Source organism: Agrococcus baldri (assembly GCA_900114805.1).
In the GTDB taxonomy this organism is placed as follows: domain Bacteria; phylum Actinomycetota; class Actinomycetes; order Actinomycetales; family Microbacteriaceae; genus Agrococcus; species Agrococcus baldri.
In genome coordinates, this window is record FOZN01000003.1 from 569,943 (window position 1) to 591,171 (window position 21,229).

General features: G+C 61.5%; 20 protein-coding genes. 9 read left to right on the top strand and 11 right to left on the bottom strand.

The annotated features are described in order from the left end of the window. The coding region (locus BM288_RS11065; RefSeq protein ID WP_039071829.1) for a phage integrase N-terminal SAM-like domain-containing protein at positions 1-197 on the bottom strand (197 nt) is incomplete at its 3' end. A gap of 155 nt (positions 198-352) precedes the next feature. Between BM288_RS11065 and dfrA6 the strand changes: the two genes are divergently transcribed. The 5 genes from dfrA6 (at position 353) to BM288_RS11100 (ending at position 3,379) form a co-directional block, all read left to right on the top strand. Further along, the gene (gene dfrA6 / locus BM288_RS11070) at positions 353-826 is read left to right on the top strand and encodes a trimethoprim-resistant dihydrofolate reductase DfrA6 (RefSeq protein ID WP_063844458.1); all 474 of its coding nucleotides are present in this window, start codon (positions 353-355) and stop codon (positions 824-826) included. A gap of 123 nt (positions 827-949) precedes the next feature. Continuing rightward, entirely contained in the window at positions 950-1,372 is a 423-nt protein-coding gene (locus tag BM288_RS11080; RefSeq protein ID WP_092918797.1) for a DUF3806 domain-containing protein, read from the top strand. A 156-nt stretch (positions 1,373-1,528) separates the two neighbouring features. Next, positions 1,529-1,876, top strand: coding sequence for a quaternary ammonium compound efflux SMR transporter QacE delta 1 (locus BM288_RS11085; protein WP_000679427.1), 348 nt, complete (start codon positions 1,529-1,531; stop codon positions 1,874-1,876). Next, positions 1,870-2,709 (top strand): sulfonamide-resistant dihydropteroate synthase Sul1, encoded by an 840-nt coding sequence (gene sul1, locus BM288_RS11090; RefSeq protein WP_000259031.1) that lies wholly within the window; start codon positions 1,870-1,872, stop codon positions 2,707-2,709. Before BM288_RS11085 ends, sul1 begins: the two co-directional genes overlap by 7 nt. Before the next feature lie 127 nt (positions 2,710-2,836). Further along, positions 2,837-3,379 carry a GNAT family N-acetyltransferase gene (locus BM288_RS11100; protein ID WP_092918799.1) on the top strand — a complete coding sequence of 181 codons (543 nt, stop codon included), beginning with the start codon at positions 2,837-2,839 and terminating at the stop codon, positions 3,377-3,379. Between the two features lie 28 nt (positions 3,380-3,407). On the opposite strand, the gene BM288_RS11105 is transcribed toward BM288_RS11100, so the two are convergent. The 8 genes from BM288_RS11105 to mobF all read right to left on the bottom strand — a co-directional run bounded on the left by BM288_RS11105 (position 3,408) and on the right by mobF (position 14,353). Further along, entirely contained in the window at positions 3,408-4,397 is a 990-nt protein-coding gene (locus BM288_RS11105; protein ID WP_012359994.1) for an IS481-like element IS5564 family transposase, read from the bottom strand. Then, positions 4,397-5,572 (bottom strand): chloramphenicol efflux MFS transporter Cmx, encoded by a 1,176-nt coding sequence (cmx, locus tag BM288_RS11110; RefSeq protein ID WP_092918801.1) that lies wholly within the window; start codon positions 5,570-5,572, stop codon positions 4,397-4,399. Before cmx ends, BM288_RS11105 begins: the two co-directional genes overlap by 1 nt. Before the next feature lie 21 nt (positions 5,573-5,593). Further along, positions 5,594-5,647 carry a chloramphenicol resistance leader peptide gene (locus tag BM288_RS14740; protein ID WP_011113070.1) on the bottom strand — a complete coding sequence of 18 codons (54 nt, stop codon included), beginning with the start codon at positions 5,645-5,647 and terminating at the stop codon, positions 5,594-5,596. Between the two features lie 202 nt (positions 5,648-5,849). After that, on the bottom strand, positions 5,850-6,608 hold the full coding sequence (gene qatD / locus BM288_RS11115; protein ID WP_092918803.1) for a Qat anti-phage system TatD family nuclease QatD: 759 nt from the start codon (positions 6,606-6,608) through the stop codon (positions 5,850-5,852). Next, positions 6,605-7,882, bottom strand: coding sequence for a Qat anti-phage system QueC-like protein QatC (gene qatC / locus BM288_RS11120; RefSeq protein ID WP_092918805.1), 1,278 nt, complete (start codon positions 7,880-7,882; stop codon positions 6,605-6,607). Before qatC ends, qatD begins: the two co-directional genes overlap by 4 nt. Then, positions 7,879-8,691, bottom strand: a complete 813-nt coding sequence (gene qatB / locus BM288_RS11125) for a Qat anti-phage system associated protein QatB (RefSeq protein WP_092918807.1) — start codon at positions 8,689-8,691, stop codon at positions 7,879-7,881. Before qatB ends, qatC begins: the two co-directional genes overlap by 4 nt. Next, the gene (locus BM288_RS11130; protein WP_092918809.1) at positions 8,672-10,543 is read right to left on the bottom strand and encodes a KAP family P-loop NTPase fold protein; all 1,872 of its coding nucleotides are present in this window, start codon (positions 10,541-10,543) and stop codon (positions 8,672-8,674) included. Before BM288_RS11130 ends, qatB begins: the two co-directional genes overlap by 20 nt. Positions 10,544-10,783: 240 nt before the next feature. Further along, positions 10,784-14,353 carry a MobF family relaxase gene (mobF, locus tag BM288_RS11135; RefSeq protein ID WP_092918811.1) on the bottom strand — a complete coding sequence of 1,190 codons (3,570 nt, stop codon included), beginning with the start codon at positions 14,351-14,353 and terminating at the stop codon, positions 10,784-10,786. 221 nt (positions 14,354-14,574) lie between these two features. Here mobF and BM288_RS11145 point away from each other — a divergent pair, with 221 nt between their 5' ends. Then, positions 14,575-15,747, top strand: a complete 1,173-nt coding sequence (locus BM288_RS11145; protein WP_092918813.1) for a restriction endonuclease — start codon at positions 14,575-14,577, stop codon at positions 15,745-15,747. Positions 15,748-15,768: 21 nt separating this feature from the next. Here BM288_RS11145 and BM288_RS11150 read toward each other — a convergent pair whose 3' ends face one another. Beyond that, positions 15,769-16,620, bottom strand: coding sequence for an AbiJ-NTD4 domain-containing protein (locus BM288_RS11150; protein ID WP_092918815.1), 852 nt, complete (start codon positions 16,618-16,620; stop codon positions 15,769-15,771). A 358-nt stretch (positions 16,621-16,978) separates the two neighbouring features. Between BM288_RS11150 and BM288_RS14680 the strand changes: the two genes are divergently transcribed. Together BM288_RS14680 and BM288_RS14685 are read left to right on the top strand one after the other, a co-directional pair. Next, entirely contained in the window at positions 16,979-17,497 is a 519-nt protein-coding gene (locus BM288_RS14680) for a DNA cytosine methyltransferase (RefSeq protein ID WP_318255502.1), read from the top strand. Between the two features lie 218 nt (positions 17,498-17,715). After that, positions 17,716-17,889 (top strand): hypothetical protein, encoded by a 174-nt coding sequence (locus BM288_RS14685; RefSeq protein WP_318255503.1) that lies wholly within the window; start codon positions 17,716-17,718, stop codon positions 17,887-17,889. A gap of 257 nt (positions 17,890-18,146) precedes the next feature. Here BM288_RS14685 and BM288_RS11160 read toward each other — a convergent pair whose 3' ends face one another. Beyond that, positions 18,147-19,823 carry an ABC-F family ATP-binding cassette domain-containing protein gene (locus tag BM288_RS11160; RefSeq protein WP_092919084.1) on the bottom strand — a complete coding sequence of 559 codons (1,677 nt, stop codon included), beginning with the start codon at positions 19,821-19,823 and terminating at the stop codon, positions 18,147-18,149. A gap of 584 nt (positions 19,824-20,407) precedes the next feature. Here BM288_RS11160 and erm point away from each other — a divergent pair. After that, complete coding sequence (gene erm, locus BM288_RS11165) at positions 20,408-21,184, top strand: 23S ribosomal RNA methyltransferase Erm (protein WP_092918817.1); 777 nt, start codon at positions 20,408-20,410, stop codon at positions 21,182-21,184. The last annotated feature ends 45 nt before the right edge of the window (positions 21,185-21,229 follow it).

Below are 21,229 nucleotides of genomic sequence, written 5' to 3' on the forward strand. Positions count from 1 at the left end.
GACAGAAATGCCTCGACTTCGCTGCTGCCCAAGGTTGCCGGGTGACGCACACCGTGGAAACGGATGAAGGCACGAACCCAGTGGACATAAGCCTGTTCGGTTCGTAAGCTATAATGCAAGTAGCGTATGCGCTCACGCAACTGGTCCAGAACCTTGACCGAACGCAGCGGTGGTAACGGCGCAGTGGCGGTTTTCATGGCTTGTTATGACTGTTTTTTTGTACAGTCTATGCCTCGGGCATCCAAGCAGCAAGCGCGTTACGCCGTGGGTCGATGTTTGATGTTATGGAGCAGCAACGATGTTACGCAGCAGGGCAGTCGCCCTAAAACAAAGTTAGCCCTCAGGAGGAAAAATGAAAATATCTCTTATGGCAGCTGTTTCCGAGAATGGAGTAATTGGCTCTGGATTGGATATACCTTGGCATGTACAAGGCGAGCAGCTCCTATTCAAAGCCATGACTTACAATCAATGGCTTCTAGTTGGTCGTAAAACCTTCGACTCAATGGGTAAACTTCCGAATAGAAAATATGCAGTGGTTACTCGTTCTAAAATTATCTCGAATGACCCTGATGTTGTGTATTTCGCAAGTGTTGAATCGGCATTAGCTTACCTAAACAATGCGACAGCACATATCTTTGTTTCTGGTGGTGGTGAAATATATAAAGCTTTAATCGATCAAGCAGATGTTATCCATCTTTCAGTGATTCACAAGCATATCTCTGGCGATGTGTTTTTTCCTCCAGTTCCACAGGGCTTCAAGCAAACATTTGAGCAAAGTTTCAGTTCAAATATTGATTACACGTACCAAATTTGGGCAAAGGGCTAACAATCTGTTTAAGAGTGATTCGCAACGCGTGGCATTTTTACTATGCGTTGCGTTTAGTGTTTAAGGTGGTATGCGGAGGCTTCGGTATTGCGTTGCTCACACCTTAACAGGGCGTTAGGCACTATGGATCAGATCATCGAAGCTTTGAATCAGGAAGATTCTTCCGACGTTGAGGCAAAGCGGGACTGGGTGAGGAATCACTACGAGCCTCAGGCCCTGCACAAATACGACACGGTTGAGGGCAAGCTGGCTGTTGTTGACGCAATTCTTTCAAACGGCTGGGTCAACCCAGAGGACACACTTAAGCTGCAATGCCTTGGTATCGCATTCGGGGACGCGTTGGCACAGCACTTGGGCCTGGACTGGGTCGCGGTAGAGGACGAGTATGGCCGTGACCCTGCGTTGAGACTTGAAGGTACTTCTGTGCTTGTTTTCCCAATGACTTCAATCTCTAAGCGTATTGAGCAGGGAGAGTCCGTTGACGTCTATGATTTGTTCAATGGCGCATGCGCCACAATCAATGACTCGGCGCAGCATAGCGCCTAACAATTCATTCAAGCCGACGCCGCTTCGCGGCGCGGCTTAATTCAGGTGTTAGATGCACTAAGCACATAATTGCTCACAGCCAAACTATCAGGTCAAGTCTGCTTTTATTATTTTTAAGCGTGCATAATAAGCCCTACACAAATTGGGAGATATATCATGAAAGGCTGGCTTTTTCTTGTTATCGCAATAGTTGGCGAAGTAATCGCAACATCCGCATTAAAATCTAGCGAGGGCTTTACTAAGCTTGCCCCTTCCGCCGTTGTCATAATCGGTTATGGCATCGCATTTTATTTTCTTTCTCTGGTTCTGAAATCCATCCCTGTCGGTGTTGCTTATGCAGTCTGGTCGGGACTCGGCGTCGTCATAATTACAGCCATTGCCTGGTTGCTTCATGGGCAAAAGCTTGATGCGTGGGGCTTTGTAGGTATGGGGCTCATAATTGCTGCCTTTTTGCTCGCCCGATCCCCATCGTGGAAGTCGCTGCGGAGGCCGACGCCATGGTGACGGTGTTCGGCATTCTGAATCTCACCGAGGACTCCTTCTTCGATGAGAGCCGGCGGCTAGACCCCGCCGGCGCTGTCACCGCGGCGATCGAAATGCTGCGAGTCGGATCAGACGTCGTGGATGTCGGACCGGCCGCCAGCCATCCGGACGCGAGGCCTGTATCGCCGGCCGATGAGATCAGACGTATTGCGCCGCTCTTAGACGCCCTGTCCGATCAGATGCACCGTGTTTCAATCGACAGCTTCCAACCGGAAACCCAGCGCTATGCGCTCAAGCGCGGCGTGGGCTACCTGAACGATATCCAAGGATTTCCTGACCCTGCGCTCTATCCCGATATTGCTGAGGCGGACTGCAGGCTGGTGGTTATGCACTCAGCGCAGCGGGATGGCATCGCCACCCGCACCGGTCACCTTCGACCCGAAGACGCGCTCGACGAGATTGTGCGGTTCTTCGAGGCGCGGGTTTCCGCCTTGCGACGGAGCGGGGTCGCTGCCGACCGGCTCATCCTCGATCCGGGGATGGGATTTTTCTTGAGCCCCGCACCGGAAACATCGCTGCACGTGCTGTCGAACCTTCAAAAGCTGAAGTCGGCGTTGGGGCTTCCGCTATTGGTCTCGGTGTCGCGGAAATCCTTCTTGGGCGCCACCGTTGGCCTTCCTGTAAAGGATCTGGGTCCAGCGAGCCTTGCGGCGGAACTTCACGCGATCGGCAATGGCGCTGACTACGTCCGCACCCACGCGCCTGGAGATCTGCGAAGCGCAATCACCTTCTCGGAAACCCTCGCGAAATTTCGCAGTCGCGACGCCAGAGACCGAGGGTTAGATCATGCCTAGCATTCACCTTCCGGCCGCCCGCTAGCGGACCCTGGTCAGGTTCCGCGAAGGTGGGCGCAGACATGCTGGGCTCGTCAGGATCAAACTGCACTATGAGGCGGCGGTTCATACCGCGCCAGGGGAGCGAATGGACAGCGAGGAGCCTCCGAACGTTCGGGTCGCCTGCTCGGGTGATATCGACGAGGTTGTGCGGCTGATGCACGACGCTGCGGCGTGGATGTCCGCCAAGGGAACGCCCGCCTGGGACGTCGCGCGGATCGACCGGACATTCGCGGAGACCTTCGTCCTGAGATCCGAGCTCCTAGTCGCGAGTTGCAGCGACGGCATCGTCGGCTGTTGCACCTTGTCGGCCGAGGATCCCGAGTTCTGGCCCGACGCCCTCAAGGGGGAGGCCGCATATCTGCACAAGCTCGCGGTGCGACGGACACATGCGGGCCGGGGTGTCAGCTCCGCGCTGATCGAGGCTTGCCGCCATGCCGCGCGAACGCAGGGGTGCGCCAAGCTGCGGCTCGACTGCCACCCGAACCTGCGTGGCCTATACGAGCGGCTCGGATTCACCCACGTCGACACTTTCAATCCCGGCTGGGATCCAACCTTCATCGCAGAACGCCTAGATGTGATGTCCAGGGACGTTGTTTCTCGACACGGGGCTGAGTCTTCCAACGGGTGAGGGCCTCCGGGCTGTGAAGTGGAGCTGTCTAGTTGTGATGTCCAGGGACGTTGTTGAGTCGGTCGAAGGGTACGCCGCCAATCGCAGAGTGGTGTCGGTGGTGGTTGTAGAAGTGGAGCCAGCCGGGCAGCGCCAGGCGTCGTTCGGCCTCTGAACCGTAAAACCTGGCATAGGCCCAGCCGTCCCCGAGCGTGCGGTGGAATCGCTCGATCTTCCCGTTCGTCTGCGGCCGGTAGGGGCGTGTCCGCTTGTGTCGGATGCCGAGCCGAGCGCAGAAGTCCCTCCATGCGTGGGATCTGTATGCCGACCCGTTGTCGGATAGGACTCGCTCGACGGTCACGCCTCGTTCGGCGAACCAGGCCACGGCGCGTTCGAGAACTCCCACCGCTGTGCTCGCCTGCTCATCCGACCAGATTTCTGCGTATGCGACGCGGGAGTGGTCGTCGATGACTGTGTGAACGAACGCCGTCCCGGTGCGCGGCTTGTGATCTTTTCCTCGTGGTAATCCCGGAGTCGCGAGCTTGTTCCGTGCGCCTTGCTGCCGACCTACGTAACGATGTCCACCGCCGTCGGGGATGTTGCCGAACTTCGTGACATCGACATGAATCAACGATCCCGGATGAGGATGCTCATATCGCCGCAATGGCTCGCCAGTGACACGATCGATATGCGAGAGGCGGTTCACGCGGCAACGGACGAGGACCGCGTGAACAGTCGACGTCGAGAGACCAAGTCGCGCAGCGATCTGGGCTGGCCCCAGTCGAAGCCGCCAGCGCAGGTTGATGATCTTCTTCTTGACATGCTCGGGCGTCCTGCCTGGGATCCGGTGCGGCTTGCTGGAGCGATCCTGCATCCCAAACTCACCCTCTTCCCGGTAGCGGCCGGCCCATTTCCGGGCAGTGATCGGGGAAACCATGAACATCTTTGCGGCGATCGTGGCCGGATAGCCGTCTTCGACAATCAGCCGAGCTAACCGGAGACGGGCACGAGGAGTGAGAAGAGCGTTCGGATGGGTCATCAATTGGCCTCCGCCGCGGTCTTCGTAAGCGCGCGTCCGGTGAGAAGCATGATGACGAGAGCGATCGCTGTCAGCACCGAAGCGACCCAAACCGGCGCGAGCAGCCCCAGCCCGGTCGCGAGCCCGAACGCACCAAGCACAGGCCCCGCGGCAGCTCCGATATTCAATGCTGCGGTTGCGTACGAACCGCCCATCGTTGGCGCACCCGATGCTGCATACAGCACACGCGTGATCAGAGTACTGCCGACGCCGAACGACAGGAAGCCCTGAACGAGGACGAGGACGATAAGCGCAACGGGATGAGATGCGACCACTGCCAACACGATCCAGCCCGTCAGCAACAGCGGTCCGCCGACTGCGAGCACGAGGCCAGGTCGTTGATCTGATAGTCGACCTGCGATCGTGACGCCAAGGAACGATCCGATGCCGAACATCACCAGCGCGACGGACACCCACGCTTCGGCCAAGCCCGCGGTCTCGGTCACGACGGGTGCCAGGAAGGTGAATGCCGCAAAGGTCCCTCCGTTGATCAGCGCTCCGAGTGCCATGGCCAGGATGAGCCGCGGCGTCGCCAACTGACTGAGCTCGACACGGAGCCTTGGTGAGGTCGCGCCAGTCGCGCTCCGACCAACATTGTTCGTGACGCCACGAATGACTCCAACGGCCGCGGGAATACAGAGGATGGCGATCGCCCAGAACGTCGTTCGCCAGCCCAGCGCTGTGCCGAGCAGTGCCCCGGCGGGGACGCCCACGACGGTTGCGATCGTCGTGCCGGAGAGCAGGATCGACAGTGCACGCCCCTTCTGGTTCGCTGGCACGAGGGTAGTGGCCGTGCTCAGTGCTACGGCGAGGAATCCTGCGTTTGCGAGAGCGCTGAGCACCCGGGTGATGAGCAGGAGAGAGAACACTGGTGTCATCGCTCCGATGACGTGGCTTCCCGCGAACACGAGAAGGCAAACGATCAATGTGAGCCGCGGTGGCCAACGGCGAGCGAATGCCGCCATCACTGGCGCGCCGACGACCATACCGACCGCGAATGCGGAGGTCAGCAGGCCTGCAGTGCCGACCGAGACGTCAAGTTCGGTCGCGATCGCGGGGAGCAATCCCGCGAGCATGAATTCTGAAGTGCCCATGACGAAGACCGCCAGGGCAAGCATGTAGAGAGCAAAAGGCATCGAGTACTCCGAGGTGTGAGATCAAGAAATGGTTCTTCTTGTCACCACGGCCAGCGCCCCGGGTACGCCAGACATACGCCCACACAGATCGTGGGCGTCGTAACTAGTGGTTCAAGGGGCTGGCGGTGTGACCGACAACCCCTGACCTGTCTGATTCGGGACTCGACATGCCCCAAACTCTACATGCCTTCAATGGTGAGCGGTCTGGACAGATACTTCTTGAATCAGCACGGTGTCATTGCGCGCGGGGGCAGAACAACGTCCCTGGACATCACATCTAGGTGGTCGGTCGGCCTAGCGCAGCTGCGACAGAAGCAAGCAGCGCCCGCTCGTTGACTTCGATCCGCCGCTGTGCTTCACGTTCCGTCACGCCCCACAGCGCCGCGATCGGCCTGAGGGCCGCGGTGATGTCCCACGGGTTCAATCCCTGACGCCGAACCTGTGCGAATGGTCCGTCAGTCTCAAGGAGAACCTTGCCGTTGGGCATGGCCGCAACGAGTTCCCTGCCTTTCGCGCCGGCAAGCATTGCTGGTCCAACGCTGAACCAGCATCCGCGCCCGATAGCACGTTCCAGTTGCGAGCGTGAGCCCGAGAACCAGTGGAGTATTGGGGTCTTGATCCGGTCGTAGCGGTCAAGTTGGTCAAGTACGTCTTTGGCCGCTCTGCGACTGTGGATCGAGATGACCTTTTCGTCGCCTGCACTACATGCCTGAAGCACGTGATCGAAGACTTCCAACTGGTCTTCCCAGAAGGCACGGCACTCGGGCGACCCGTCTAGGCCCACTTCACCAACAAAGGGTGTGTTCGCCAAGTACCTGTCGAAGAGAGCGAGTTCATGCTTCCGCTGTCCCGCGAGTTGAGGGTGCAAGCCAATTGCAGTGCGGATCGCAGACCGCCCCTCGGCGAGCCTCGCGGTGCCGCTCCACGCGGAGGGCGTCGTTGTTACCGAAAGCAGACCGATACCTCGGCGCTGACTCTCCTCGGCTACGGCAGGTGGCGATTGGTAAAGATCGAGGTGGCAGTGGAAGTCGATCACACTAGGCCGTATCTCTCGTGGACCGTCCGCAGTTCGCCGAAACCACGCTGCAGCATGTCTCTAAGTTCGAGTCGGTTGTGAATGAGCGGAGAGCTGAGAGTCGGTCCGAGCCAGCGGTCGAAGCCGTCCTGCTCGATCGTGAGCAGCGCGATTGCTACGGAGCGAACGTCGTCAAACGCTGCATGGTCCTCGTCTTGGATAGCTAAGTTGTCGTACACGTATTCGGTCGGGTCTGGGCGCCCCCATGCCTCGAACGATGCGCGTCGAATCTGGCATGGGACGCAGCGCCCACAATGTCTGTAGTTGAAGCGTTGGAATCGACCACAGCTCGTCGATATCGGTGCCTCGGTCGACAGTAGGTCTTGGTCGAGGCACTCACGAAGCATCTCGCCCTTGGTCTTCTCCGCGTACGGGTTCTTGATCTGGACGTTAAGGCCTACGGCATCGAAGATGCTTTGCATCCGTCCCAGGAACTCGGGATGCGCAGTTCGAGTGCTGAGGCTTCCCACGCGCGCAGTCGTCAGCGGCGGGTTGATCGCAATAAAGCCGTTCTCGCATACGTAGAGCGGTACCGGTTGGCCGTAGGCATGACGACGGGTAGCGGTCGCGGCCAGTACGGCAAATGCCAGGAAGATCAGCGAACGGGAGCGTTGTGAGGTCTCTTTCTGGCCGCGGGGTGTACTCGCGTTGTGATTGAGCTGAAGGTGGTCGATACCTCCGCCAATCCGCTGAGCGAACCGGTCTTGCTTTGCCGCATCTCCACGCACCGTTTGACTGACGGCGAGCAGTGTCGTTCCCGCAGCAGTGAGGTCGATCGCTCCAATCAAGGAGTCGAGGCCACCAGACAGAAGAGCAACGGCATCACTCGTCGGGTATCGAGGCTTCTTGGGTGGGGTTGGAATCGTTCCGCCATCTCGGAACGAGATGGTCCAACGATCAGTGGTAAGAAACCTCAACGCCGTGGCTATCGCATCAGCGTGGGGGCTCCACCGATCCGGATCGCTCAACGCGATCTCAAGTTCGATCTGTCGGGTCCATCCGTCTGGGCTAGAGCTTCGCAACGTCGTCCCGTCGGCAACAACAACTGACAGGGCGATGGCGAGCAAGTCCCAGGCGGCGGCATCCGGCATCAGCTTCTGTCGGCGAACCTTTTCCGCGGCAGACCATCCCGCCGTGAGTAGGTCGCCATTTCCGTCGCGTCCGAACAACACGATGGGAGTCTGGTCGCCGCTTCGATCAGTTCCGTCCAACTTCGGAACGCTGAGGTACCTCATGAGGTGTACTCCTCGAAAACTGCTAGCGTCTCGCGAAGCGCAGCACGGGTAAGTTGAGCGATGCTCCGGGTCGTCGGAGATGCGTTTTCGTCGCGAATCTTGCGGAATGATTCCGAGACCTGTTCCGATATGAACTCGCGGATGTATCGCAGCCGGCGCATCCCTGTGACCGCATCTGGAGCTTTGTCCAGCACGGTCTTCTGCAAGTCAAGGCAGAAGCGCGCATACACGTCCAGAGCCGCATAGCGCTCGATCACGTAGTTTCTCTGTGCTTCGGTCAGCGCGAAGAGGTCCGCATCCGGGAACCTGACAAGAAGATCGGATAGCGCGTTGCGGATTGACAGGCGTGACGCTTCCTTGTCCTGCGTCCCGTCCGCGGGACTTGCGGTATCAACGATCGCGTCGAGTACAGCGTTCGCGTCGCTTCCACTGGCCAGAGCTGCGTCACGAAGCGATGCCCCGTCCGGCGTTCGACCGGACTGGAGCATCGTGCCCAGCCGCCCGGCTGTGGCGGCGGTTCCGCCAAGCCGACGCGTCATAGTTGCGGTACCGCCGTAACCGCTTCTCACATAGTGACCGAGCGCACGACGTAGGTCTGTGCTGTCTCCGTTGCGGGCATAGCTTCCGAGGCTTCGGCGAGTGTCCCTGAACCGTGCGGGGGGCGCTTCCCGCGGCGGCGTCTGATCGGAATCGTCGGGGGCGTTGTCAGCACTCGGGTCAGTAGGGTCGCCTGAGGGCACATCGTCGGCCCACGGCGGAACGAGAGCGACCCCAGCGCCCGGTCCGGTACTACTTTGCGATGTTCCCACTCTTCGACCTCCCCTCGATGACCTTCTTTACAGGACCCTCGACATCCCCAGCACCGGCCCAGTGTTTGAGCACCTCGGCGGCCCACAGTTCGGACTCAATCTTCGGCACGATGCTTGCCTGAATCTGTTTGCCAGGCCGCTCGATGAGGAATCCCGCAACGCTCCGGCCTTGGTTCGGGTCGGCCGTGGCTAGAGCAATGCAGGCGTCCAAGATCGGCGGAGCGCCCCACTCTTGGACCTGACGAGCGCGCGCAAGCACGCGATCCATCATGATCGACAGCTCGGTCCGGGGCAGGGCCGCGAGGTCGGCAACGAGAGCGTTCGACTCCTGTGGGTCCTCGACAAGCGCTCGAAGCAGATCGGCTGCAGCGGACGAGAGACGATCCGATGCTGTGACCAAGGGAGCGTGCTCGCGCCCGACATAGAGCGCGCCACGAAGGTCGACCTGGCCGAGCGCCGGAGGGAGGGCCAACCACTCACGCACGAACGTTTCATCCCACGCCTCGTCGGGCTCGAACTCCTCCTCCTTCGTGGCCGCGTCCTCCCACGGAATCAGGATCTGAGGCTTCCCATCTGGATCGGCATTCACCGCGGCGGTCAATGCGGCGTATGCCAAGGGCGACGCCAAGCGCTCGAACAGGAGCAGCTTCGCCAAAACAGCTTCGTCCACGCCTACGCCTTGAGCGGTCGAGATTGTCATACGGATCGAAAGCGCATTGAGGAACCGCTTGATCAACCTGGGATTTCCTGCGATCCGTTCAGACGTTGTCATTAGCGGAGCAAGCCGCTCCGCTGTCTCCAACCGAGCAAGCAGCGCGGGCTTCAACTCAATCCCGCAGCTACTAACGAATGACCGATCGACGCGCTTGCCCTTCCAAGTCTCTCGGAGCTGGCCCGCAATCGACGTCCGAAGCTGATCCTTCTTCGCCTGGTCAAGATCGCTGTTCTCGATGAATAGCATCATGAGATAGGCGCGGACTTCTTGCGTTCCAAGCGCTGGCACTCGAATAGGTATCTGGACAAGTTTGTCGAAGTAGTTGGTGATCAGTTCGTCGTCTTCGAGTCCACCGAAATGCTTCTTGACGGCGTACTTGATCATGTTGTCGTCGGCAGCGATGACGAACGCTGTGTGATCAAGGAAAAGGAAAAGGCGAATGGCTTCCAGTGTCGATATTGTCGTGCCAGGCATGCACCGATCCAGATCGTCGATGAGCACCACGAGCGTGATGTCGAGTGCTTTGATCGCATCTTCGAACGAATCGCGAAGGGCCTGAATCTCCTTCGGCGGCGAGACCGCTTCCTTCGGCTTCACCAGAGCTGAGGCAGCGCTAGCTGTGGCCGACGCCTGCTCGCCAAGAGACTCCAGCCCTTCGCTAGTCAGGTTGCCAGCGGTTGCGTCGTTGGCGACTCCGACAATCTCGCCTGGGAGTCCTATTGGCGGAAGCCCCAGCGCCATGGATGCAGCGGGCAGCGCGATCAGCTTGGCGAGGCGGAACCATCGCACGCGTGAGAGAAAATCTCTGGCCTTGTCGACTCCCGTCTCGCGAGCTTCCGCTTCGGCTTCGAGCTTGTTTGCAATCACTTCGAGGAGTGCTGCACGAGCGTCGTCATATCCTTGGTACAACCATGCATTGAACTCTACGAAGACGAACTTCTTGTGTCCTTGCGCTGGCTGATGCTTGGCGAGGGATGTCTTGGTCAGCTTGATCATGGAGGACTTGCCGACGCCCCAGGCGCCGGACACTCCGATCGACACGGGCCGGCCGTCAGCACTGACGATGACTTCGGCGATGGTGTCTGCGACGCCCTCGAAGTTGAGGAAGTCGCGGTCGGTCTCGTTGTCGGTCCACATGCTCGGTCGCCTCCTCGCGTTGCTTGCTCCGATCGGCGACCTGAGCTTGACTTCGCGTCGATTGTCCCATGTGCAGTGGATCGGAGGGCGGAGAATCGCCGGCGTACCAGTCTGAACGTCTGGGCTCGCTCACTGTGGGTAGGGCTTGGGAAGTGAGCCGCCACTCCTGTTCGGGTCTGATGCCTGGGCGATTTCTCTAGCCTCCGGGGCCTCGCGCCACGTGGTGCTGGTCGAATCACATCAAAGGCTCGGGGTCGCCTCCACGGCGCGAGGCAGTCGAGGCGGCCCGGCTGCCGCGTTCTCGTTCGCAAGTGCTCTGGCCTGCGTGACGGCGGCGCGGGCTCGTGCGGCGTCGATTTTCTGACTGGCGCTATCCGGCTCGGGGCCAAGTGGTGTCCGAATGTCGGTGATCTGGTGGCGGTCGCGGTACGCCGCGATTGTGCGAGCAGTTCGCCACCATGTCGCCTGTTGTTTCTCGTCCTTCGGGGTTGTGCCGAGCTGGGTTGTCCACGGTTCCTTGTCGGCGATGGCGTTACGCAGGACTGCGTTCGCGCGTTGTTCGATCAGGTCACGCCGTTCGGTCAGTGCGTGGTCCATGTCGTCGGGCATCGGGCCGATGGCTTGCGGGATCAGCCCCGCGATCAACGCCGGCGCCTTCCTGGTGCGGCCGGAGCCGGCGGGTCGTGCGGTGGCGCGGGCGACGCGGTGGTGGATGACGGAGGCGATGTCGTCCGCGTCGGTGAACCCACGCGCCTTCACGAGTCTGGGCAGGAGGGTGTCGAGGTCGTGGTGGTTCGCGTCGGCGCGGCGCAGCTCGGCCGAGAGCGCGCCGTAGGCGTCCGATCCGAGCACCGCGTCAACCTGGTCAAGGTCGAGGCCGGACATGGTGAGGAGGGTGGTCCAACGGTCGTGTTGGGCGGCTTGGGCAATGGTGTCGTATTCGGCGGCGAGCTGCGCGATCGATCCCCAGCGTTCCTGCTCGGCGGTGATCGTCTCATGCGCCGAGAGTTCCGCGCCGACGTGCTGGAGCACCCCGTAGAGCACGGACCTCGCGGTGGCGTCGGTGTTGTCGGAGGGGTGCGGTGCGACGTGTGTGTCGTCGGCGGTGTCGGTCGCGACGTAGACGTGGTTCCCCTCGCGGCCACGGGTCATCGCGACGTAGAAGTTCTCCTTGGTGGTCGTCGCGGTGGCCAGGACGTGGGAGGTGTCGACGGTGATGCCCTGGGCGCGGTGCGCGGTGATCGCGTACCCCAGTTCGACGTGTTCGGCGACGTAGCCGGCGGGCAGTACCATCGCGCCGCCGAATCGTCGCCCTGTGGGGCGGACGGTGATCGACCCGTCCTCGCGCACATCGGTGACCGTCCACCGGTCACCGTTGCGGACGTGATTCTTCCCGTTCCTCGACCGCAGGCGCCGATCGTTACGCCGGGTGATCACCTGGTCCCCGGTCGAGACGCGGGTGCCGTCGTGCAGAGGGGTCTCCCGGTCGGGGGTGATGGTGCCGTCGATGATGAGGTCGGCGCGGGCGCGTTCGTTCAACTGGGTCACTGTCTCGCGTGTCTCGGCGACCAGGATGGATGCCCGGCCGGCCTGGGTGTCGGTGCGCCAGGCGGAGTAGGCAGCATCGACCATCGCATCCTGGTCGCCGCCGTGGATGCGGGCGTGGTCGATCAGGGTGTCGATGGCGTCGGTGCGGCCGTGCCGCAGATCGAGGGAGCACAGCCTCTCCCACTGGTGCGTGAACCGGTGCACATCAGTCAGCTCGGGGGCGTCGTCACGGTCCTGGACGAGCATCCCGAACGCCCCACCGGCGTCCACGGATTGCAGCTGCGACCAGTCACCCACCAGCAGCACCTTCGCACCCGCCGTCGCGGCGATCTCGGTGATGCGGTCCAGGGAGGCGGTGCCCGCGAGGGAGGCTTCATCGAGGATCACCAACTGGTCCGGTTGAAACATCTTGCCCTGGTGGAGGTGGCGCTGCCACCAGCGGGCCGTGTTCTCCGGCGTGATGCCGAGTTCGTCACCGAGCACCTGCGCGGCGGCATCCGACGGCGCCAGGCCGACCACACTCCCAGCTCCGTAGTTCTGCTCCCAGGCACGTTTCAGTGCCGACATCGCGGTTGTCTTCCCCGCACCTGCCGGGCCGACGAGCACATCCACGACTCGACCCGACACGGCGATCCGGGTGAGGGCGTCGGCCTGATCGGGACCGAGCGTACGCCCGTCCGCATCTGGCTTCTGAACGATCTTCTCCACAGTGCGGAGCGGGAGGGTCGGTGCGGTGGTGGTGTTCGCGCGGGTGAGGAGGCGGTCTTCGGCCGCGAGCATCGCCTCGGTGGAGAACACCATCGCACCAACGTGCCGAAACCGCGACGACCCATCCGAGCGCTGGAACCGTGCCGGGCTCGACGCCAGCTCTGGCGGTGTCAACCGCAGCGATACCTGCTCGGCGGCATCAGTCACCATCCCGGTCACCGTCTCCCGGTCGAGCGCAGTCGCGAACCGCAGGCCCATGAGTTGACGGGATGCTTCGGCGTGCAGGTTCCAGCGCCGCCACGTCGACCGCTTCTCACCGACCACCTCGACCACCGACCGCCCCAGCTCCACGATCGTGTCAAGAGGCACATCATCCGCCCGCAACAGCACGGGAGACTGACTAGCAGTGCTCGTCACGGCGGTGGCCCAGCTCGTCGCATCCTTACCCAACAGCCCAGTGGCGCGGGTACGCCAATCGCGAGTGAGGTCCGCGAGCGAATGCACCTGCTTCGCCGGCCGCGTCGACAGGGTCGCTTGGGCGCGGAGCTTCAGGATCGTCGTCGCCGACGGCACACGCCCATGCCTCTGCGAATAGGCGTCGATGAGCCTGGCCGTCTCAAACTCGATCTCCCGACTCCGCGAGGAGAACTCCTCGATCAACCCTTCCGTGACCGATGCGAGTTCCCAGGCCTGGTTGCGGTCACGGCCACGTTCGCGGGCTTCCCAATCGACACCGAGGCAGCTGGTGATGCGGTCGGCGAGGATCGCGTTGTACAACTCCGAGACCGCCACCACCGACGCGTGGACGGGGCGACCGGCGAGGGTGCGCCACTTCTGGTCCTGCACCGTCAACACCTTGTTACTCACAACCACATGCGTGTGCAGCTGCGGGTCACCGGCCCTACTGTCGTAGTGATCGAACGCCGTTGCCAAGACGCCGGCGACATCGACATGCGCGACCGCGCCCTCCGGGCCGGCGGCGCCGGTGCGGGTGGTCGCGATCTCCTGCTCGAAGAACGCCAGCACCTCGGCGACCGACTGATGGTGCGCGTCCGCGATCAACGCCTGGGTACCGGCGTCGGCGACACCCCACAGCACCGACAGCGACTTCGGCGCCGAGAACGTCAAGTCGTATCCCGCCACCGCCCGCCGCGTCCCGCGCTCACGCTCCTCAGCCTCGATCGCGGCAACCTGCTCGGCACGAGACACCGGTCCCATCCCCGGATCGAGGGCAGACGCGCGCTGATCGATCCGCTCTTGCACGCCGGCGTAGGTCCGGTACGCCTCTCCCAGAGGTTCACCGGTGAGCGGGTCGCGCCCCATGCCAACCAGGAGCTGCAGTTGAGTCTCCGACACCCGCCCGCCAGCGGTCAGCTGCCCGTCGCCGAGGTACGGCAGACCGGAGCCCAGCCAGAAGCCAGGAGGCGTACCTTCCTCCGTGTAATACCTCGTGAAAGGAGTTGAGAGTGCCCGGTCGCCATCACCAGCGGCGACGGTGCGCAGCAGGTACTCATAACCGTGTTCGGCGCTCATCACCCGCATCGAGACCGTCATACTGAGCAGGTGAGCACCCAAGGTGCTTCGCGCTCGGCTTCGCCGAGGGCGGGGTCCAGACCTTGGCGTAGTAGCGAACGAGCCGGGTTGACAGGGAGCGGTCGCCGACACCCGTGACGACGGAGCGCAGGAGGTACTTGCAGCCGCCGCCGGCGCTCATCATCCGCATCGAAACCGTCACATCAACTAGGTCGAAGTAGAGCTGATGAGAGACTGGATGGATGAATCTCGACGAGCTACTCCAGGTGATGGATCGCGCCGCAGCGAACCTGGCCAAGCTTCAGGCAATCTGGGATCGTGCGCAGCCAATGATCCCGACCAGCCCGCAGCGCGGTACGAGCCGCGAATATGAAGACCTCCGCCGAGCATGGAGCCCGCTCCTCCACGGTCTCCCACCCATTGATGGCGTAACAGTAGCCGAAGAGCTGCCCGACATCGACGAAGCCGGACAGTCATTCATTGAGCTTTTCGAGATCAGCGAGCCGGCCTTCGACCTGATGAACCAACTCGAACTGCCAGGTCATCAGCTCGATGAATACCGTTTCCGGCTTGGGCAGGCCCGACGGCGTGCGATCCATGACCGTCTGAATGAACTCACTTCCACGATCAATACGGCGCTCACTCAGATCATCGAGTCAATCGCGCCGGACTCGTCGGAACGTGTCGATGATCCCCGAACGACCGTGGTGGCCGACTCGATCAGCGAGATCGAACGGCTACTCGGAGACACGACCGAACGCAAGGGGCGTTGGGGAGATCTGCACCGTCATCTTCACTTCGGACAAGGTCACGACTGGCACGACATCGCGGAGATGGATTGGCCATCAGTTCGCACCGATATCGAGGCTGCAAGCCTTTCGGAGCTCGACCCTCTGCCCGTGCCTGCGATCGATCTCGGCGTCGCGGCCTCAGCACGGCCGACGGGTGGCGCGAGCATCGGCCTCGACTGGTCTGTCCTCGATGACGACGGGTTTGAACGTTTGCTGTTCGACCTCTTGCGCGGCTTTCCCAGCTATCAGAACGTCGAGTGGTTGATGAAGACGCGCGCGCCCGACCGAGGGCGCGACCTGTCTGCTGAGCGAGTGATCAAAGATGATGGCGGAACCACTCGGACCGAGCGGGTCATCATTCAAGCGAAGCACTGGACGTCGAAGTCGGTGGCTCCGACGGACGTCACGAACACTCTGGCCGCACTGTCGCTCTGGGAACCACCTATCGTTCGGGTATTGGTGATTGCGACGAGCGGCCGTTTCACCACCGATGCGGTTGCGATTGTCGAGAAACACAACTCTGACGGCAAGCTGCCGCTGATCGAGCTATGGCCGGACAGCCGTTTGGAGACGCAACTCTCTCAGCGCCCGGACCTGGTCGCCTCATACCGACTTCGTTCGTAGGAGTCGTCGGTCCAGCCTCACTTAGAACCCGAAGTCGAAGTCAGCGCCAGCATTCTCGGCTACAGCTTCACCCCTATGCAGGGTGATGAGGAAGGTGATGATCGCGCCGGCCGTTCGCACGACCATGGCCGTTTCAGCGTGTGCGATATCTGGCTCCGCGTAGCGTCCATGGCGCGCTCCCGGAAGCTGGTTCGAGTAGGCATAGAGCTTCTCAATCGCAATACGAAGCGGAGCATGGTATCCAGGACTGTCCGGAAATAGGTTGCGTGCAACATTTCCTAGGGTTGCGTGGGGCTTCGCCTCGACGATCTTCGCAACCGCCTCCAGCGCGTTGAGCGCGTCAGCCACAGCGCTTTCCAGGTTTGCAGGCATGCTACGCAGGTTGCGCAACGCACTCAGGTACTGCTTGCGCACGGGTTCGAACTCATCAGTCAAGGACGCGATTGCTTCGTCCTCGTCGTGCCGAGTCTCGAACTCATTCGCGACAGGTTCGTAGAACTCGAACCGACCATCGCGCATCTCATAGGCGATTCCACTCCGCGACAAAGCCCTGTTCACCGACTTCTGCAGTTCCGCACGCGACGGCCCCTCCATGGCTGAAGCCTCAGCTTCCAACGCTTCATAGACGTCCAGCCAGATCATCTGATCGAGGAGTAGCCGCGCGGACTCATCGGCGTAAGTATCGCTCCAGATATTTGCGTCGGGCAGCTGCTGGGAGTACTCACAGAGCTTTCGATATGCGGCAAGCGGACTCTTCCCGTCACGACTAACCGCATTCCACAGCACGAGACGCACTGCGTCGCTGTCTCTCTCGACCTGGGTGCGTTGCGGCTCAGGTCGCGTGTACCCAAATCGATCTCCGAACGACATCATGCTCCTTGCTCTGATCCAGACTCCTAGAGTCCATTCTCTCGAAGCACTGCCCGAACCCGTCGATCCTCACTTGAAAGAAGTGTGGCAGCTCGTGGTAGGGCTCGGGCAGCTCGTGGTAGGGCTCGGAGGTTATCGAAGCACGGGGCAGATGACGGCCTGGCTCTGCGGATCGAACAGCGGCGTCGTGAGTACGTCGGCAGGGGCTGGCCGACTTGTTCGTGGTGGTCGTGCACCTGGCAGGTGATCAGCCGGTGCAGGGCTCCCCGCGAGATTCCTGGGTCGGGTTCGCCGACCTGCCGGAGCCGTCATGCCGTCCTCAACGCCGCCACTCGGTCCACGCCCGATCCGGATCGGATCGTTGTTCAGCGGATACGGGGGCCTCGACCTCGCCGTCGAACACGCCACCGGCGGCGAGACCGCCTGGTTCTCCGAACTCAACGATCCCGTCGCCCGCGTCTTCACCCACCACTGGCCCGAAGCCCCGAACCTCGGCGACATCACCACTATCAACTGGAACCAGGTGACGCCGCTCGACGTGCTATGCGGCGGATTCCCATGCCAGGACGTCTCGACCGTCGGCAAACAAGCCGGCCTCGCACCCGGCACGCGATCGGGGCTCTGGTCGCACATGGCCGAAGCGATTGACGTGCTGCAACCCCGGCAAGTCGTGATCGAGAACGTGCGCGGCCTGCTCTCGGCCCGCGCAATCCGTCCACAGGCGCAAGGAGCAACCGATGACAACCGCAACCCCGCAACCCCCAGTCCTGCAACCCTTGGCGATCTGGAATCCGCGACGTGGAGTCTGGGAGACGACGCAGCGCGACCTCTTCGGGCTCTCGGCGCCGTTCTCGGCGATTTGGGCCGACCTGCGGTATGACGCGAAGTGGATCGGCCTACCGGCTTCCGCTCTCGGCGCTCCTCACCACCGGTTCCGCATCTTCATCCTCGCCACCCGCCAAGGCGCTGTTTCGGACTCCGTTGGCGTCGGACTCCTCCCGCGGCGGCGAGACCCTGGACCAGGTGAAAGCCAGACGCGGAACGATCGCGCTATCGCACCAGATCATCGACTTCGCCCTACACGGACCGCATGGCTCAGTGAACAAGAAGGACGCCTCGGAGACTCTGTGGTCGCTGATCGACGAGCTGTTCAACGGTGGGGACGATACGCCGACGCCATCACCCGCTGGGAACACATCACCGGCAGGCCGCACCCTCACCGGCGATCGTAACCGACGACGCGGAGCCGCGACCGGCGCCGGCGTTCGTTGAGTGGCTGATGGGGCTACCTGCCGGGTGGACCACCGACTCCGTTCACGGACTTACCTATTCGGGTCGGCTTTCAGCTCTTGGTAATGGCGTTCTTCCGATACAAGCCGTGTATGCGCTGCGCACGTTCTGTAGCAGCATCGAATAGGCGCCAGTCGAGGGGCATGCAGCCTTCGGCCCACCCTGAATGCCCTTGAGAACAGAGTTCCGCAACTTGAAGCGATGCGCGCATCGTCTACTAACTTCCGCGTATCATTCTTTCAATCCTCCGTCCTTGCTAGGCCCCCGAGGTCGACATGAACTCTTTGTACATTGCCTCCTGCCAGCGCCTTCTCTCGCCATCGCCGATCGTGAGTAACGGTGAGCACTGCCCCTGGGTAATCGCGTAGCGCGTCTTCCATCTGTTCGATGAGGTCCGGCGAGAGGTGGTTGGTGGGTTCATCAAGGAGCAAAATGTCGCTGGGAGCAGACACTGCTACGGCGACTTCCATGCGTCGGCGCTGCCCAACAGATAGCTCGTTCATGCGCAACGTCAGGTCATCTGGCGAGAAGAGTCCCAGCGCGAGAAGCGTTTCTGCCGCGTTCTCGACGTAGGCGTGTGTGGCCTCCGCAAATGTATCCGCGAGCGTGCTTTTGCTCTCGCTCGCGGGCTCCTGACGGAGCCAGGCGAAGCGAAGACCAGGCCGCCGCCAGATCACGCCTTCTTGAACCACAAAATCGCCTGCAAGCGCACGTAGCAGCGTGGTCTTCCCTGCACCATTCGACCCAGAGATGAGCAGGCGGTCGCGCTCGTACACTTCAAGCGAGTCGAGCACCAGTCCCGGCCCAGCGACGTCCTGCCCGTTGGCCAAGGAATGGGCTGCCAGCAGCAATGAATGCTGGGGCGTCGCATCGGTATTCTGGTCGGACGACCGGTCCGTGAAGTCTGGCGTGAACCTCAGTGGGTCTGCGGGTCTTGGCACCGGATCTGCGTGCAGTCGTGTCACGCGCTCCTTGGCCTGTCTGACCCGTCCCGTCGCGCCGTGGTCGCTGCTTCGGGCACGGAATGCGCCGTGGCCGAAACCGGCTCTGTCCTGCTTGCGTGGTATCGCGGCGAGGCGGAACGAGTTCGATGCTAAGAGTGCCTCACTCCGGGATAGCTCCTGGCACCATGCCTCGTACTGGGCGAGAAGCCGCTGTCGCTCCGCGTCGCGCGCAGCAAGATAGCCGGCGTACCCGTTGCCATATCTCCGGAGCTCCCCGCCTTCGATCGCGACGATATCTGTTGCGATTCGATCGAGGAAAGCCCGATCGTGCGTCACGACGACGAGTGCGCCTCGATGGTGCGCGAGTCTGTCTTCCAGCCAGGCGACACCCTTGTCATCGAGGTCATTCGTGGGTTCGTCGAGGAGGAGCAGTTCTGATCCTCCGGACAGCGCCGCAGCGAGCGCAAGTCGCGTGCGTTCGCCTCCGGACAGTGACCCCACGAGACGCGTGCGATCGAGGTCACTCAGGGAAAGCTGGTCGAGCGCCGCATCGACTCTCTGGTCAACGCCGTACCCATCCCTGGCTTCAAACTGATCGGTCAGTTCAGCTAGGCCATCGAGGAGGCTGGGGAGCTCGGATTCAGGAGCATCGGCAAGTTGCTCACTGATGTTCTGCATTGCCGCCTCGATATCGCGAACGTCGACCAGCAACTGATCCAGCGCATCGGAAATCGTCGCTGCTGGCGGGAAGTGAGGCTGCTGCTCGGCCAGGGCGAGCCCGCCCGGAAGGTCGACGGCACGCTCGCCTGATGTGAGGGGGACGGCTCCTGCGAGAACCTGGAGGAGGGTCGACTTTCCGGCACCGTTGTCGCCGATCACTGCGACTCGTTCGTGAGCGCCCACAGTGATGTCGATGCTGCGGAGCACGACGCGGTCGGCGAAGCGCACGGTGCCGTTGCGGATTGCGCAGATGCGATGGCGAGCTCTCGTGGTGCTCGTAGGTTGGCTAAGTGGTGTTGGATGGGTCAAGGGGAACTCCTCTGCGCGACCGGCAGGTGAGGACACCAGCAGAATCGCAACAGGTGCGACTCAAGAAAGGAGTCGCACGGTGTACGGGGGCCTCGCGTCTGCGGCGTGACACTGCCCAGCGCGCTTAGGACCCACCACGGAGAGAACTCAACGTGGTGTCCCGTACTAGCGGATCAGTGCTCCCATGACGAACACTCTATCAGGCACGGCTGCTCAAGCCCCTGAACCCGGAGACGTGAGAGGTACGGCAGGCACTGAACGGGTCTGACGCGACATTCAAGCGCTTGGCGTTTCGACGGAGGGTCGGATAGCCTGGCACTCATGGGAACATTGATTTTCGCGCGCTGATGGCGCTCTCTGGGAAAGGCGACAGTCGCTCGTAGCGATCTGAGCGCTTCTCTTTTTGGTACCCAGATTGTCTACGCCATCGCTCGGAGTGTCCTTAGCATCCGCGCGCGCGTTCCTCTTCTCTCAATGTTCGTTGTGACGTCGGGTGCTCCAATTCCCATGCTTCTTGGAGCGCTCAAATGCGATTTCAATCAACCAATGGTGGCCGCCATGAACTCGGCCAAAACTTCCTCCGTAATCCCAACACCATCAATCGATTCGTTGCTGTCGTTCGCGAAACAAAGGGCGGCATTCTTGAGATCGGTGCTGGCGATGGGGCTATCACACGAAAGCTCTCACTACTAGGACGAGAGCTCACCGCAATCGATGTTGACGAACGACACGTCAAGCGTTTGCGGCAAAACTTCTCTACCATTCGAGTCGAGCGAGCCGACGCGTTGCGTTTCACGCTTGAGTTCCCCGTGATAGTCGGAAACATCCCCTTCAGCCTCACAACACCAATCCTGCGCCGCCTCCTCAAAGCATCCTCCTGGCATGACGCGGTCCTGCTGACCCAGTGGGAAGTTGCTCGGAAGCGCGCAGGCATTGGTGGACGCACAATGATGACTGCGCAAGCTGCTCCCTGGTATGTCTTCGAGTTGTGCGGGCGCGTACCAGCCCAACATTTCACACCGCAGCCCAGCGTCGACGGCGGCATCCTCCACGTGACTCGTCGCGAAAGACCACTCGTGCCCTCAAAGGAACGGCGGGGCTACGAGAATTTCGTGTATGCGACTTTTACCGGCAAAGGTCGCACACTCGCGCAGGTCATCACCCAGTCAACTGGAGCACCAAGCAACGACGTATCTCGAGCGCTCAGCGACCTGTCGCTAACAGCAATTCGTCTACCACGCGATCTGGACGTCGAGGCATGGGTTTCTTTGTGGTCACGACTAGCACGCAACCGGCCACGGTGATCGCGTGCATCACCCCGCGCGGACTCAGCGGACTCCTGACCGGAT